Origin of the sequence: Burkholderia sp. Ac-20392 (assembly GCF_017104585.1) — a bacterium.
Classification (GTDB): domain Bacteria; phylum Pseudomonadota; class Gammaproteobacteria; order Burkholderiales; family Burkholderiaceae; genus Burkholderia; species Burkholderia lata.
In genome coordinates this window covers 1-14,520 of record NZ_JAAGPB010000051.1, presented here as the reverse complement: position 1 = coordinate 14,520, position 14,520 = coordinate 1, and the positions used below count along the sequence as shown (strand labels likewise).

Here is a 14,520-nt window from a genome sequence, read left to right as displayed (position 1 = left end):
TTGCTTCGACGGGTTGAATCTGCAGTTGAAAGCGGAGGCTCGGGAAGGTCCGCGTGGACAAGAGCCCGCTGCGGATTCCAGGGCGGCGGCCAGGGTTAGCGCGGCCAAGGTAGATCGAGCGGCTGGACGGATTGCCGGGAAATCGGTTCGACTGTTTGCTGCGGCAACAACGGGCGCGGGCATCGCCGGCGACGAGCAGGATCTGGATCTGGACCTGCAATCCGCCTCAACAGCCTTGCGGAAATCCAGTCCTGTTATTGGTGCGGCCTTACTGCCATTCACCGGGATGACAGATCACCCAACCCGGAAGGTAGCTATCCATGTCCGTATGACCCCAGCACCAGTTGTGCTGGTGAATGGTCGTCATCAGCTGTTCGCGTTGTGCGCACGCGCTTCCCGGTGCATATTGCCCGTCAGGCAATAATTTCGGTGCCGGGCCGTTCCGGCATTTGTCATTGGCCACTTCTTCCTGATGCATCAGTGCCTGGACGGCAGACGGAATGGTGCGGGCCAACGTGGCCTTGTATTCGATGCAGTCTGGCGCCTTGGGATCGTTGGACTTGCGGGCGCATTTGGACTGAAGCTTGTCGATGTTTCTCGATACTTCTGGTGGATACGTCTCGGCGTGTGCCGTAGCAAGACATCCAGCCATCAACAGGTAGGCGGCAAGTGATCTGATCAAAATCATTTCGCGTATGACACGATGCGTCCGGTAGCTCAGGAATCGGCGAATTATGGCATGTGCGCGTTTTCAACGACTCGACATCCTGGGCGCGCACCGAACGGTATGAGCGCAATCACACCGCTGAGACCTGCGACTGAATTGCCACATTATGTGCTCGGGCATATAGACTTTTCGGTTGTGCCTCTCACGCCGATTACCTGAATCGGTAACGATATCCCAATCGTTATTGACAGCCACGTTACCGAACGGCAACCTTTCGGTCATGAACCACGACGCGCGAAAATTGATGATGTGCGCCATGACCGCCGGTGGCGAGTCGTGGGAATCGTGACGTTCATACATCGTACGTAGATTTCCTCAGCGGCCCCGCCACTCGTGACGGGGCCGTGTCGTTTCAATCGCCCCGTTTGCATTGGCACCAATCGGAGTGATTGCATGGACGAAAAATCATGTGTTGTTAATCTTTTGCGCGTTGTCGACGCCTTGATCTGGCAGATCACGCCCGGGAGCGCGGCATGCTGACAATACGAAAAGCGAATGGCGGCGATGTACTCGATACGTGGGAAATCCGCAAAGCTTCGGTACGGGTTGCGTGTGCTGAATATTACCCAGAAGCGTCCTTGTCAGCCTGGGTGGCTGGATCGCCGACCGACAAGTGGGCCCGCATCGTCGAGCGCGACTTTTACGTAGCCGTCGATGGCGAGTTGGTCGTGGGCACCGGCATGCTTACCGTCGCAAACGGGCAAGTGGATGCCATCTTCGTCCGGCCGTCTCACATGGGGCGCGGTGTTGGACGCAGCATGCTGGCGTCACTCGAAGCATTGGCTCGCGATCATGGGCTTGCCTCGATGCGTCTCGATGCCACGCTGAACGCGGCGCCGTTTTATCGCTCTTGTGGCTGGACGGGGACATCGATTTCGACGTACCGAACGTCGAGCGGACTGGAATTGGCGTGCGTGCCGATGACCAAGTGCGTTGGCCCTGCATAGCTTGTATCCAGGCCGACTGTAGTCATCTGCAGTCGGCAAAACACCAGGCGGATAGGCCTTGGTCGGGAATGCCGGCAGTCCGTTCAGGATCGTTTTGAGCCGGTAACGGACCACCACGGAGGTGTCCGACGGCGTTCGGTTCGGCCATCATGCGCCATTCACGGCCGGCGCCCGCAGTGGCGCTCAAGTGCCGGCGTGACGCTTGCGGCGATACGCTCGAAGCTTGTTTTGCGATCAGCCGTGCTTGGGTGTTTTCATTGCAGTGCTTGCAGTGCCCTGTTGCGCAGGCGTCCGCGATGAGTTGCGCACCGGAAGGCGTGAATCTCGCGATCGTGATGCCTTTTGCTCCGATCAATCATCGGCGCCAGGCGGCATGTTGCGCGGTCCGGATTCGAGGCGCCTGCCCGGGTGCGGCCCGTGCGATGATGTGCCATGACCGACATGAGAGATGGAATGATGACTACATTCGACGAGGCGACAACGGCTGCGATCGCCGCGTTTGCCCAACTGGATATCTACACGGCTTTGCAGGCGATGCGCGCCGAAGCCGACTACGACCGCGAACGAGACCAGTGGATCTCGCGCTATATCGACGAGCACGGCGGCGGCGCGGACGATGCCGAATACGACGCCTTGCACGCGCAGGCCCAGGCAACCCCGGAATACGCGGAGTTCATCGACGCGACTCGCCAGGAAATCCTGGAATACTTCGACGTGACTGACGATCAACTGGACGGGATGGTCGTGCTGCGCGAAGACGACAGTGATGAACTTTGGGCGGAAATCAACCGACAGCGGAGTGCGCTGGGAACGGGTGAAGTGCGCGGAGATCTCTGACCAGTGCTTGCCATTGGGGGCTCGAGTCGTGCTGGATGCGTGGCCGAAGTCAGGTCAATTGCGTGGTACGCTGGGCCCTCAGTTGCTGCAACCGATCCTCTAAGAGAGGACAAGTTTTCGGATCTTCGGAACGCGTGTCTGTTGTGCTTTGACACTTGCCATCGAGGTGCATCGGCTCGACCGGCAACATCGGACAGCAGCCGGACAGCAACAGTCACTCGGAACACGTTCTTCAAAACAGATATTGGCCGCCCAATAGCGAGTTGCTGCGAAGCATGCCGCGATCTTTCCTGGAAGAAGCTGCGAGCCGTCACTCCCGCGGCTTGTATAACCGATGTGAGCCGGGATAAACTCCGCCGCTACATCCAACTCTTTTTTAAAAAGGAGGTAAATATGGTTTTGCTCATGCGCCCACTGATGTTGGCACATTTGTTCAGCACATTCGCCTGCTCTTGCCTGAGTTCCATCGCGCTGCGATAACCCGGTCAGAGCAAAGCCTTCTCCTTCCGAGTCCTTTCTCGACTCCAAAGTTGTCGCCAGCGCTCCTGTTGACAGGGACTAACACGTCCCGAAAAAACGAGAGCAAGAGCATGACAACCCTGATTTCCGCACTTTCCTTGAATCTGGAAACCGGCCATGGCCCGCTATTCCAGGACCTTTCCTTTACCGTAAAACTGGGCGACCGCATCGGCCTGATCGGCCACAACGGCTGCGGCAAGAGCAGTCTGCTTGATGTATTGGCGGGCAGCCGCGAGCCCAGTGTCGGTAGCGTGCAATATGCGGCAATGTGCCGGCTGCAACACGTCGAGCAGCATCTGCCGCCAAGACTTGCCGACCTGACGACGCGAGAGGCGTTGCTGGAGAGCGTCGGCGGGCAACGGGCCGAGCATTGGCGGGTAGACAGTCTGCTGGACGATTTGGAACTGGCCACTGCGGCGGACACACCCGTTTCCGACCTGAGCGGCGGTCAGCACACGCGTCTGCTGCTGGGGCGTGCGGTACTTGCGCAGCCGAATCTGCTGTTGCTTGATGAACCAAGCAATCATCTGGATCTCCCGTCGTTGTTGTGGCTGGAAAATTTCCTGCGCCGCTGGCAGGGCGGCTTCATCCTGGTATCGCACGACGCGCGACTTCTGGACAGCCTCAGCGACAAAAGCTGGATTCTGCGCGATCAGCGCTTGTACAGTTTCGATATGCCGTGCAGCCGGGCCCTGGTCGCGTTGGCCGAGGCCGATGCAACGGCACAGGCGCGTCATGCAGGCGAGCAAAGCGAGATAGACCGGCTGGCCGCCAGCAGCAAACGTCTGGCCATCTGGGGGCGCGAGCACGACAACGAGAAACTGTCGCGCCAGGCCAAGTCCATGCAAAGGCGTGTCGAAAAACTAAAGGAAGACCAGACCTTTGTCAGTCGCGGCAGCCCGTGGCGCTTGAAGCTACAAGGAAGACCATTGGCGGCGGACCGTCTGATGGCCTTCGAAGGGCTGCATGTACGCGCCCAGGCGGAAGAACCGATCCTGTTTGAGGTTCACGATTTGTGGTTGCGGCCAGGTGACAAGGTCGCGCTCCTGGGCAGCAATGGCACGGGCAAATCCTCGTTGCTGCGCCAGTGCTGGAGCGATGTGCAGCAGGGCGAAGCGCGCATGGGTTGGCGTTATCATCCGGCCGCACGCATCGCCTACTACGATCAGTCATTGCATCAACTGGCCGACGACGCCACTTTGTCTGACGCGCTATATAAATTTGCGCCAGTCGGCGACAGAGAGCGACGGCAGGCTTTGATTTCCGCCGGGTTTGCATATGTCCGCCATGGTCAGACCGTCGCCACGCTCAGTGGCGGCGAGCGGGCTCGTCTGCTCTTTCTCGCGCTGTCCATGGCGAGCTACCATCTGTTGTGGCTCGACGAACCGACCAATCACCTGGATATGGAAGGTAAGGGCGAACTCGCTGCCGCGCTGGCGGCGTTCGATGGCGGTTTCATCCTGGTTTCGCACGACCGCGAATTGATCGAGCACAGTTGCAATCGCTTCTGGGCGATCCATAACGGGCGCTTGCAGGAATTGCCGGATGCTGAAAGCGCGTATCGAAATTTGTTCACATCTCGTGAGCCCGCTGCACCCGAGCAGATTCCGACCACACGGAACCACACCGGCGTTCAATCCACCAGCAGCGACGCTGAGGCGCAGTGGCAACGGTGGTGTCAGCTGGACGCATGGCTGGCGGCAGAACTCGTACGCAAACCGAAACATCAGAAGCCGCAACTACAGGAACAGTGGCGGGAAGAAATGCGGCGACTGGAACAGGCGCTTGGGCTTTAACGCGTATGTGATGGGTGCGGTTCGCAGCAGCGCGGCGACGTCTGAATGGCTATGGGCAGAGACTGATGCGGTGCCTCTTGATGCCGCCTGCCGCCAGTATCCTGCGATTCCGCACCCGCTTCACGTCCTGATCGAACGAATGGCCGATATCGAAAAGCTCGCGTGTCGCTTTCGGGGCGGTAACGGCCGATCCGGAAAGCCGCGCTGATGTGGGCACGCGAAGTGCACCTTCTGACCAGATAGCGGTGGCCGCAACAGCAAGTTTTCGACAACGTAAATCCGTTCATCACGCCGATCTGGCAATATGCATCGACAGACCTCAGCCAGGGCACCCCATGCACATCGCCATTCTGACCTTCCAGGGCTTCAACGAACTCGACTCGCTCATCGCGCTGGGCGTACTCAACCGCATCAAGAAGCCCGACTGGCGGGTAACGCTGTCATGCCCGGAGCATTTCGTCACGTCGATGAATGGTGTGACCGTGCAGGCGCAGTCGACGTTGGCGGACGCATGCACGGCGGATGCCGTCATCGTCGGGAGCGGTATTCGAACCCGGGATGTCGTCAACGACGCGACGCTGATGGAGCAGCTGAATCTCGATCCGGCCCGGCAACTGATTGGCGCCCAGTGTTCGGGCACGCTGGTTCTGGCAAAGCTTGGCCTTCTCGACAACGTCCCGGCGTGCACGGATCTCACAACCAAACCCTGGGTCGTCGAGGCGGGCGTCGAAGTCCTCAATCAACCGTTCTTCGCTCAAGGCAATGTCGCAACGGCAGGTGGCTGCTTTGCATCGCAGTATCTGGCCGCGTGGATCATTGCACGCCTGGAGGGCGAGGAAGCCGCACGGAGCGCACTGCACTACGTCGCGCCGGTCGGCGAGAAGGACGAGTACGTTTCTCGGGCGCTGACGAACATCACGCCTTACCTGGCGTAGCGCCAAAAAAGATGGCGCTGCCGCCATCGCCGTGAGCCGGGTTCGGCAGTAACGTCGTGTTCCCGACCCCGGCTTCTCCGGGGCGCTCGGTTGCCACGTCGTTTGGCTGTCGTGTGGAGGCGGGGGCGAGAATGTTCGATGACTCATTCAGGCAGAGCCACTCGGTGCCCCCGGTTTGCGACGGATCGGACTCCACCAGCCAGTTCGTCTTGCAAAGACGGCAGCGATACTGTCGCACCACAATTGCAGGTCGACCTAGCGGCCGCAATTTCGTTGGCTTGTGCAATTCCACCAGTCCGCGATGTGCGACAGGATCGGACATCAGGTGCATGTTCGTGCAGGCTTCGCAAGGCATATGCGTCAGCCTTTCAGGAACGCGTCGGCTCGGTGAAGCGCTTCTTCGCTCATGGTTCAAATTGTCCGCTGATTGCAACGTGATCGGCAGTGCGTCCGTCCGATGTTCACATCAAGTACGCTCGCCATTACGGTGTGCGTCGATTGTCGGTCATGACGGACCTTCTGGAAGGTCATCGAAGGGACGTCCTCCTTCGCTGCGAGGCGAATGCAGGCGATTGCATGTCCCATCCGGCGCATTCAGTTTGCAACCGGCTTACCGGAGGCATCCTTGACTTTCACTTTCCATTGCTTGCGAATCTCGGCCACCACGGAATCGGGAAGCGAGATGTAGTCGAGATCCGTGGCGGCCTGATTGCCGTTATGGAATGCCCAGTCGAAGAACTTGAGTGTTTCCGCGCCTTGTGCCGGTTTTTCTTGCGTGGCGTGCAGCAGCACGAACGTCGCGCCGACGACCGGCCACGCGTCCTTGCCCGGCTCGTCCGTCAGGATCTGGTAGAACGACTTCGACCAGTTCGCACCTGCGGCAGCGGCCTTGAACGTTTCGGTCTTCGGTTCGACCACCGTGCCCGACGAGTTCTTCAGCGCGGTGTAGACCATGTTGTTCTTCTTCGCATACGCCCATTCGACGTAGCCGATCGAGCCGGGCAGGCGCTGCACGAACGCTGCAACGCCATCATTGCCCTTGCCGCCGGTGCCCGTCGGCCAGTTGACCGTCGTGCCTTCGCCGACCTTCGATTTCCAGGTGCCGTTCACCTTCGACAGGTAGTTCGTCCAGATGAAGCTCGTGCCCGAACCGTCGGCGCGGCGAACCACGGCAATGTCCGTATCCGATAGCTTGACCTTCGGGTTCAGTGCGGTGATTGCGGGGTCGTTCCACTTCGTGATCTTGCCGAGGAAGATGTCGCCGAGCACCGGGCCCGACAGCGTCAGTTCGCCGGCCTTCACGCCCGGCACATTGACGACCGGCACCACGCCGCCGACCACCGTCGGGAACTGGAACAGGCCTTCCTTTGCAAGCTCGTCATCCTTCAGCGGAGCGTCCGAACCGGCAAAATCGACGGTCTTTGCGTTGATTTGCTTCAGGCCGCCCGACGAGCCGATGCCCTGGTAGTTGACTTTGCCACCGCCCGACTTCTTGTACGCATCTGCCCACTTTGCGTAGATCGGTGCCGCAAAAGTGCTGCCTGCGCCGGTGATATCTGCAGCGTGCGCACTGAGGGCAACCAGAGCCAGGGTGCAGGGAATCAAGATCCGGATGTTCATGTAACGTCTCCTGTCTGCGATCGGCATGCCGGCCCGCAAGCTGGCATCGGTTCAGAAGTCTGACTGGTCGAGTGGGATCTGCCGGCCGTCTTTCGACAACGTATGCCGGTTGACCGCGGCAGCGATCTGCTCTCGATTGCTTTCAAACACGGTGAGCGATGGCGTGGGTGTAGCAGGCTCTGCGCTGCATTTTTCTCGTATGACGTCCGCCGGAAGCTTGGTTGAAACGTACCCCAACCGGGGCCGCGGGAAGAGAGCGGCCGGCCTGGATCGTCACCGACGATCGGGTAGGTCAGACAAGTGGCGAGGTCCGTCATCGTGCGCGGTACTGGTCTCGCGTCGAAGGGTGTTAGGAGTATTGCAGTTGGTTGTGAAAACTCAAGGACGATGCAATTGCTCGATCCGCCACGTTCAATGCACGTCACTTGCGACGATGGTGGCCAACGCCCGATCGCCATCGCGTTGGGCCGTGTCTTCAGTGGAAAAGATGTCGTGACTGAATGCGATCAGTTTGAATCCGGATCCCGCGGAGCGGGGAACGGTGATGCCCCAGTGCCAACCACCATCTTGCTGGAACACGTGGAGGGCCGGGGGCGCCTGGCTCAGTGCTGGTGAAGAAGTCGTCATGGCGTGCTCTCCCGTCATGGGGCGACTGCAGGGCAACTGCATTGGACTCGCGAACCCAGTCTACGGACACTTTTGCTGCGACGCAATATTCGAATCTCGCGAATATGCCAATGTATGAATCGCCACAATTTTGAAATACAAATATGCAACGTCGGAGATGGCTGGCATATTGATGTGACGATTGGGATTTACCGGAGGCTTTATGGATCGCAGTTCGCTTGTGTGGGCGGGGGTGCCGCATAGCAGCGATGGCGTCGTGTTTCAGATTCGAGTCGGCCGCGGGCTTCAGCGTTTTCATATTGCTCGATTGATTCTCGAGAAGGCGTGCGACCTTGAGCGACTGGCATCGGATGCGAGGCAGCTCGAATGCTTTTATGAGCACTTGGCACCGATCCTGGCAGTCGCGCAGAAGACGCGCTCAAAAGCGAAGGCTGATACGGTTTCGCTGAATGTTTCGGATTTTGTTCGAACGGGGAGCGCTCGGGGCGAGCAGCGAGCTTGGGCGGTGATGCTGTGAGCGCCGTCGGGAGGTTGAGCGGGTGGCGTTCTCGGTCTCGAAACGGACGGGCGTAGAGCTTGGCGTGACCTCACGTGTTGCGTCTGGTCACGTGCGACACAGGTACTGCTGCATTGTTGGGGGAATGTTTTTGCGGGGCTTTCGCGTAGTCTCGCGATTGAGCGTCGCGATGAAGGGGCATCGCTCAATGACCGCATACCCTTGAGCGAAAAGCGCTGGCCGGTGAACTGGCCAGCAAAATGGTTCTGGCGATCCGAGGTTGAGTGTGCCAGAACCGTAGGCACTGAACGGCATGCGCGTGCAGCCAGACGGTCATGTCAAACGATCGGTTCCGAAAATCGGGGCCTTTCCGTCTCGAGCTTGCGCAATAATCTGTGATCGCAGTTTAGGCTGGGCTAGCGGATGCGACCAAAAGAGCACTCACGCTCGGAAACTTGAAGGCATCGAAGGGCTTCTTCGGTACTTTCCATGTTGCGATCATCGCGTCGGTCGGCAGATAGTCAGGATCGGCCGACGCGACCCCGGCCCATACGCCTCGAGACATCTGCCTGCCATGGAGATAAAAATCCAGCTCCCGGCCAGCGCGATCGCAAATACACCGGATTCTCTCCACCGATTGGCCCAATCCTCTGATCCGTGCGACCTGGTTGCGATCCAGCTCGAACAGGGCACACATCACCCCGTCACGATCACCCATGCCAATCATGTTGCTGTCATCAAGCAACGCCCAGGTCGGATGCGGCGTACCTAAGCGCAGCATAAAAAAATCTGCAGATTCTGAACCAACCATACTCTTTCCCCTGCAAAAGATACGTCGCTCTACTCACTGAAGATGAATAGGCGCGAACGTTCATCCAATCCTGTTCTCCTCACCGTACCCGGATGCGCGAGTGGATGGGCTTCGGCGCCTTGCAATGGACGGGCGCAACACATTGAAGCGCCCTGCGCCCGTCGCTTCCGAAGCACCTACACGCTCGCCTGACGAGTCACGGTTTCTGCGGCGATACTGTCCTCCGAACCGGAAAGCTTCACCGCAACAGCAGCTGCCGCGGTGCTCCCGTAGACGTTGAGGGCGGTTCTCCCCATGTCGAAAAAGGCGTCAACACCCAACAGCAGCAGCACCGCATCGGCCGGCAACCCGATCGACGTCAGAACGATGGTGATGGCTACGATTGCCCCGGAGGGCACATTGGCTGCTCCGTCGATGGTGATGATCGTCAAAATCAAAATCGTAATCGCCAGCGGCCAGGACCAGGCGAGATGATAGGCGTCGGCCAGATAGCCGACCGCGAGGGCCGTGTAGAGAACCGCGCCGTCGCGATTGAAAATATAGGCCAGAGGCAGGATCGTGGACGCCACGCCGTGGGGAACGCCGAATTCAACCAGCTTCTTCAGGTGCAGCGGGTAGGTAATTTCGGACGAACGCGTCGTGAAACCAAGGATCAGCGGTTCCTTCACCTTCCTGAGAACGGCGAGAGGCGACTGACCGGCGACGCGAATGACGATGGTGAGGACAACCGCCAGAACCGCCATGCCGAGATAGGCCACGCCCAGCAGCTCGATAAGCGAATGCACGCCGGCAAAGCCCTTGGCTGACAACAACTGCGCGATCGCGGCGAAGATCGCGAGCGGCGACCATGCGATAACCCACTGGGTCATCTTGAAGAGTCCCGACAGCAGCGCCTCGAAAACGGCAATCGCGGGCTCGGTACGCTCCGGGGCAGCCGACAATGCTGCACCGAAAATCACGCCGAAAACGAGTACCGGGAGAGAATTCCCTGCAGAGAGCGCAGCGACGATGTTGGCGGGGATCAGATCAACGAGAAATTTCGTCCAGTCGATGCTGGACGCGAGTGCCGTGGGCAGCGATCCAGTGTGAGTGACGCTCGCCCCGAGACCTGGTCGAAATGCAAAGTTGAGCAGCAGGCCGAGCGATGCGGCCAGGCCAGTCATCAAAACGAAGAAGGCGATACTGGACAGTGCGACTTTTCCAAGCCGCTCGCGAAGCCGGCCCGCACGAAAGACGCCGACCGTGACCGACAGGAAGATCAACGGCATGACGACCATCTTGATCGCGTGGCCGAACATCGTGCTCAGAAAGCCCAGCTTCGGGGCGAAGCCAGGTGCAAACACGCCGCAAGCGACGCCCAGGACAAGCCCGCCAAGCATTTGTATCGGGAGGGAAAGTCCCTTATTTTTCGTGTTCATGCCGCGCCTTTAGTAGTTTTATCCGTGCGGGCGTACCGTCAACGATGTGATTCCACATATGCTGACGCGCAAGCTCGCCGTCGTTCGCTTCGATAGCGTGATAGATGCGCAAGTGCTCGATCGTGCCGCGCCGAACCGTTTCAGCGTCGCTACGCGGGAGTTCATTCAGCGCCAGGGTTTGGGCCCGCAATAGACCATACGCCGATGAGATTCGCCCGTTCCGTGCGGCGGCGAACAATGCTTGATGAAATACCCAACCGATACGTTGCTCGAGCATGATGTCCGCGACGTCCTGGTCAATCAGCTCGCGCATTTTCCCTGCCGCCTCGCGAAGGTCTGCCGTGACGCCCGACCTGGCTGCAAGAAACGCAGCGGTACTTTCGAGGGCCAGCCGCATTTCAAAAATTTCGCGGAGATCGCTCGTCGTCGGCGATGCGACATAGGTGCCACTCTTCTCGATCACGACAACCAGCCCTTCGGACTCGAGCAAATGCAATGCGCTGCGCACGGGCATCTGACCGAAGCCGAGCTCGTCCGACAGTCCTCGATGGGATACTTTCTGCCCAGGCGCAAGGCGGCCGTCAAAGATCCTCGATCGGATCTCGTCGTAGGCGAGCTCTGCATCTGTCGAGACTTTCGACGTCATCTGTGATCGCAGTTAGCGTATGATTGGAAAAGAAATGGCTGATAGGAAATTACCCTTACTGGTAACGCCCGGCAACTGCTAATTTTGCGAGTGGGTATGCTGAAAGAGAACCGGAAGAATATCTGCGTCACGAAGAGAGCTGATAATTAGATGACTTCACAAGATGTGCGCTTTACCATCTGCGCCGTTCGTGCGGAAGAAACCTATCCCCTCAGGGCCGCAATCTTGCTGGCCGGAGATGAGGAGGGGAGCGCGCTACACGGAGACCTCGCCCCAACGACGACGCACTTCGCCGTTCGTGATAATGACAGCATTATTGCCGTGGCGTCGGTGTGTAAAGAAGGACAATCCGGTGTTTTGAACGCTGAAGCCTGGCGCCTTCGCGGTATGGCCGTCCATCCATCGGTGCGTGGTCTGGGATTCGGGCGTCTTCTGGTCAATCTATCCATTCGCCATGTCCGCGAACAGCGTGGAATGTTGCTCTGGTGCACGGCGCGCGAATCGGCCTACCCATTCTACGAAATGCTCGGCTTTAATCGCGATCCGAAACCGATTTCAATGCCGGGGCGCGATGACATGAAATTCTTTTTAATGCAGCGTCAGATTGAATGCTGATTTTCGTTGGTTACTGACGTCAGACGACCAGACGCTGTCTGGGTGGTCTAGTCCAGCCTTCTACGTCAAGCCGTCTCCGGTTGCGTCTGATGTCCATGGATTTCCGCGATCAACCGAAAAGAGCAATGATCGACGGTGACCTGGCCTGCCTGGATGGGGCTGCCGATGGCCATTTCCAGTCACTCGGCATGGCGGTGTCGTTCGCTGACAATCGGCTTTTCCAAAGTGGGTCGCGCTTGTTAGAAGGACGAGTACGCCAATTCTGCAAGAAGCCTTCGCCACGTCCTGTATCGGCGACCTCGATGTCGTCTCGCGGGCGGCGGCGCCTCGATGACCGTGCAGCAACAGGAGAACCCGATGATCAAAGTCAGTGTCATGTACCCGTACGCCGCAGGCGCGCGATTCGATCATGCGTACTACCGTGAGAAGCACATGCCAATGGTGAAACAGCGGCTCGGCGCTGCATGTCTGTACTACACGGTGGACAAGGGCATCGCAGGCGGTGCGCCGGGCGCCGATCCTGTTTACGTGGCCAAGTGCGACTTCGTCTGCACCTCTGTCGAAGCGTTCCAGGCAGCCCGCGACCCGCACGCGCAGGAGATCATGGCCGACATCGCCAATTACACGGATATACAACCCGTGCTTCAAATCAGCGAGGTGGTCGTGGAGCGTTCGGAAGTCTGATCACGGTTCGGATATCGCCAGGCAGCGCATCCGCATATGGCCTGCCCCAGCAACAAGGCGATGCTGATGCAAGCGCTCAGGCGTTGTAACGAAGGCTGGCGTCTCTCGAGGCCGCCGGTCTGCCCCTGCGGCCCGCGCCTGCAAGCAAGAAGTTGACCGATCGCAGTACGATAGGGCTCTGCTAAGGGCAGATCACACGCGTCGATAGCGTGCCTTCGCCGACGACGTGCAAGGTTGTCCAACGAACGCGATACGCCGCGATTCCAGCGGTTCGCCAATCAATTCAATCAATTGAAGGATGCAGACATGAGCACGATTTACGATATTCCTGTCAACGCGATCGACGGTGCGCAAACGACCCTGCGGTCCTACGAAGGCAAAGTGCTGCTGGTGGTGAACGTGGCGTCCAAATGCGGGCTGACGCCGCAATACGAAGGTCTTGAAGCGCTCTACGAAGGCAAGCGCGCCGAAGGCCTCGAAGTGCTGGCGTTCCCCGCCAACAACTTCAAAGGCCAGGAACCGGGCACCGATGCGGAAATCCAGTCGTTCTGCACCGGCACCTTCGGCGTGAAGTTCCCGTTGTTCTCGAAAATCTCCGTGATCGGCGACGACCAGCATCCGCTCTATCGCTCGCTCACCCAGGCTCAGCCGCAGGCGACCGGTGACGGCCCGTTCCGTACGCGCCTCGAAGGCTACGGTATTCAACCGAATCCGGCGCCCGAGGTGCTGTGGAACTTCGAGAAGTTTCTCGTGAGCCGCACGGGCGAAGTCGTCGCGCGTTTCTCGCCCGATACGACCGCGGACGACCCGAAGCTGGTCGCCGCCATCGATGCGGAGCTTGCCAAGGCCGCGTAAGTCGCCACACGCCAGCCGATCAGTCTGGCGTGTGTGCATCGAACTGCTTCATGCCGTCATGGCATTGCCTGTCGGATGCTCGAGCACCGCGACATAGTCGTATCGATCGCCGCGATACAGCGAGCGTGTCAGTTCGAGCGGCGAGCCTTCGCTCGAAAACGAGCGGCGCTCGATGGAAAGCACGGGATCGCCCGTGCCGATGCCGAGCAACTCGGCATCGCGGGCCGAGGCCAGCTCGGCGCGCAGGCGCTGGATCGCTCGGCCGGGCTGGACGTTGGCATCCTGCAGCGCGCGATAGAGCGATTCGCCGAAATCGACGTTGTAGTCGAGCAGCGCGGCCGGCAGCGTCGCGCGCTCGATGGCCATCGGCACCGCGTCCGCCGTTCTGACGCGTTCGAGGCGCAGCACCTGCGCATCCGGCGCGAGGCCGAGCGCGAGCAACTCGTCGGGCGTCGGGCGGTCGAGTGTTCTCCTGATCCACTGCGACCCGGGTGCGAGCCCGCGCCGCAGCATGTCGTCCGAGAAGCTGGTGATCCGCGCGAGCTGCTGCTCGACCCTGGCGGCGACGAACGTGCCCGCGCCGCGCCGCGATTCGATCAGGCCTTGCCGCGTGAGCCTGTCGATCGCGCGCCGCACGGTGTCCCGCGATACCTGGAAGTGTTCGGCGAGTTCGCGTTCCGGCGGCAGGCTTTCGCCGGTCTTCAGCCGGCCCTCGACGATCGCCTCGCGCAGCAGGCGGGCGAGGCGCATCGAGATCGACGATTCGCCGTCGCCACCCGGCGCGCGGAGTTCCGCCGCCCGGGTGGCGTCGAACAAGTCGGTCAGGCCGGCCGGTCGGACACGGGGCCGGCCGCGCGGCATCGGATTTGAAGGTTTCATACGGGTCGTTGCGGTTCGTGTGGGCGTCATGCGCGCGGGGGGCGCGCAAGTGTCGCGAGCGCCTTGCGGATCGAGCCGCCAGCGGCGTCGGCCAGCCGCTCCGCGCCA

The 14,520-nt window shown here is 59.8% G+C and carries 15 protein-coding genes; 8 read left to right on the top strand and 7 right to left on the bottom strand.

The window, feature by feature from the left end:
* Positions 1 to 268 precede the first annotated feature (268 nt).
* Positions 269 to 688, bottom strand: coding sequence for a hypothetical protein (locus G3N99_RS09840; protein ID WP_206122273.1), 420 nt, complete (start codon positions 686 to 688; stop codon positions 269 to 271).
* A 512-nt stretch (positions 689 to 1,200) separates the two neighbouring features.
* Here G3N99_RS09840 and G3N99_RS09835 point away from each other — a divergent pair.
* The 4 genes from G3N99_RS09835 to G3N99_RS09820 all read left to right on the top strand — a co-directional run bounded on the left by G3N99_RS09835 (position 1,201) and on the right by G3N99_RS09820 (position 5,761).
* Positions 1,201 to 1,674 carry a GNAT family N-acetyltransferase gene (locus tag G3N99_RS09835; protein ID WP_206122271.1) on the top strand — a complete coding sequence of 158 codons (474 nt, stop codon included), beginning with the start codon at positions 1,201 to 1,203 and terminating at the stop codon, positions 1,672 to 1,674.
* 453 nt (positions 1,675 to 2,127) lie between these two features.
* Positions 2,128 to 2,511 (top strand): ATP-dependent protease, encoded by a 384-nt coding sequence (locus tag G3N99_RS09830; RefSeq protein WP_174933212.1) that lies wholly within the window; start codon positions 2,128 to 2,130, stop codon positions 2,509 to 2,511.
* A gap of 590 nt (positions 2,512 to 3,101) precedes the next feature.
* Positions 3,102 to 4,826, top strand: a complete 1,725-nt coding sequence (locus tag G3N99_RS09825) for an ABC-F family ATP-binding cassette domain-containing protein (protein ID WP_206122270.1) — start codon at positions 3,102 to 3,104, stop codon at positions 4,824 to 4,826.
* A 335-nt stretch (positions 4,827 to 5,161) separates the two neighbouring features.
* Positions 5,162 to 5,761 (top strand): DJ-1/PfpI family protein, encoded by a 600-nt coding sequence (locus G3N99_RS09820; protein ID WP_174933209.1) that lies wholly within the window; start codon positions 5,162 to 5,164, stop codon positions 5,759 to 5,761.
* Positions 5,762 to 6,355: 594 nt separating this feature from the next.
* Here G3N99_RS09820 and pstS read toward each other — a convergent pair.
* Both pstS and G3N99_RS09810 read right to left on the bottom strand, forming a co-directional pair.
* On the bottom strand, positions 6,356 to 7,381 hold the full coding sequence (gene pstS / locus G3N99_RS09815; protein ID WP_174983539.1) for a phosphate ABC transporter substrate-binding protein PstS: 1,026 nt from the start codon (positions 7,379 to 7,381) through the stop codon (positions 6,356 to 6,358).
* Between the two features lie 411 nt (positions 7,382 to 7,792).
* A complete protein-coding gene (locus G3N99_RS09810; RefSeq protein ID WP_174938715.1) occupies positions 7,793 to 8,008 on the bottom strand; it encodes a hypothetical protein in 216 nt (71 codons plus the stop codon).
* Positions 8,009 to 8,210: 202 nt separating this feature from the next.
* Between G3N99_RS09810 and G3N99_RS09805 the strand changes: the two genes are divergently transcribed.
* On the top strand, positions 8,211 to 8,525 hold the full coding sequence (locus tag G3N99_RS09805; protein ID WP_174938717.1) for a hypothetical protein: 315 nt from the start codon (positions 8,211 to 8,213) through the stop codon (positions 8,523 to 8,525).
* 385 nt (positions 8,526 to 8,910) lie between these two features.
* Here the strand turns inward: G3N99_RS09805 and G3N99_RS09800 are convergent, their stop codons facing one another.
* The 3 genes from G3N99_RS09800 to G3N99_RS09790 form a co-directional block, all read right to left on the bottom strand.
* Positions 8,911 to 9,315, bottom strand: a complete 405-nt coding sequence (locus G3N99_RS09800; protein ID WP_174933201.1) for a hypothetical protein — start codon at positions 9,313 to 9,315, stop codon at positions 8,911 to 8,913.
* Positions 9,316 to 9,491: 176 nt separating this feature from the next.
* The gene (locus G3N99_RS09795; RefSeq protein WP_174933199.1) at positions 9,492 to 10,733 is read right to left on the bottom strand and encodes a dicarboxylate/amino acid:cation symporter; all 1,242 of its coding nucleotides are present in this window, start codon (positions 10,731 to 10,733) and stop codon (positions 9,492 to 9,494) included.
* Entirely contained in the window at positions 10,717 to 11,379 is a 663-nt protein-coding gene (locus tag G3N99_RS09790; protein WP_174933197.1) for a GntR family transcriptional regulator, read from the bottom strand. Before G3N99_RS09790 ends, G3N99_RS09795 begins: the two co-directional genes overlap by 17 nt.
* Positions 11,380 to 11,529: 150 nt before the next feature.
* Here G3N99_RS09790 and G3N99_RS09785 point away from each other — a divergent pair, with 150 nt between their 5' ends.
* The 3 genes from G3N99_RS09785 (at position 11,530) to G3N99_RS09775 (ending at position 13,533) form a co-directional block, all read left to right on the top strand.
* A complete protein-coding gene (locus tag G3N99_RS09785) occupies positions 11,530 to 11,994 on the top strand; it encodes a GNAT family N-acetyltransferase (RefSeq protein ID WP_206122268.1) in 465 nt (154 codons plus the stop codon).
* Positions 11,995 to 12,351: 357 nt separating this feature from the next.
* A complete protein-coding gene (locus G3N99_RS09780; protein WP_174938818.1) occupies positions 12,352 to 12,678 on the top strand; it encodes an EthD family reductase in 327 nt (108 codons plus the stop codon).
* A 306-nt stretch (positions 12,679 to 12,984) separates the two neighbouring features.
* Entirely contained in the window at positions 12,985 to 13,533 is a 549-nt protein-coding gene (locus tag G3N99_RS09775) for a glutathione peroxidase (protein WP_174933193.1), read from the top strand.
* A gap of 48 nt (positions 13,534 to 13,581) precedes the next feature.
* On the opposite strand, the gene G3N99_RS09770 is transcribed toward G3N99_RS09775, so the two are convergent.
* Positions 13,582 to 14,349 (bottom strand): GntR family transcriptional regulator, encoded by a 768-nt coding sequence (locus G3N99_RS09770; protein WP_241011565.1) that lies wholly within the window; start codon positions 14,347 to 14,349, stop codon positions 13,582 to 13,584.
* Positions 14,350 to 14,520: the final 171 nt, after the last annotated feature.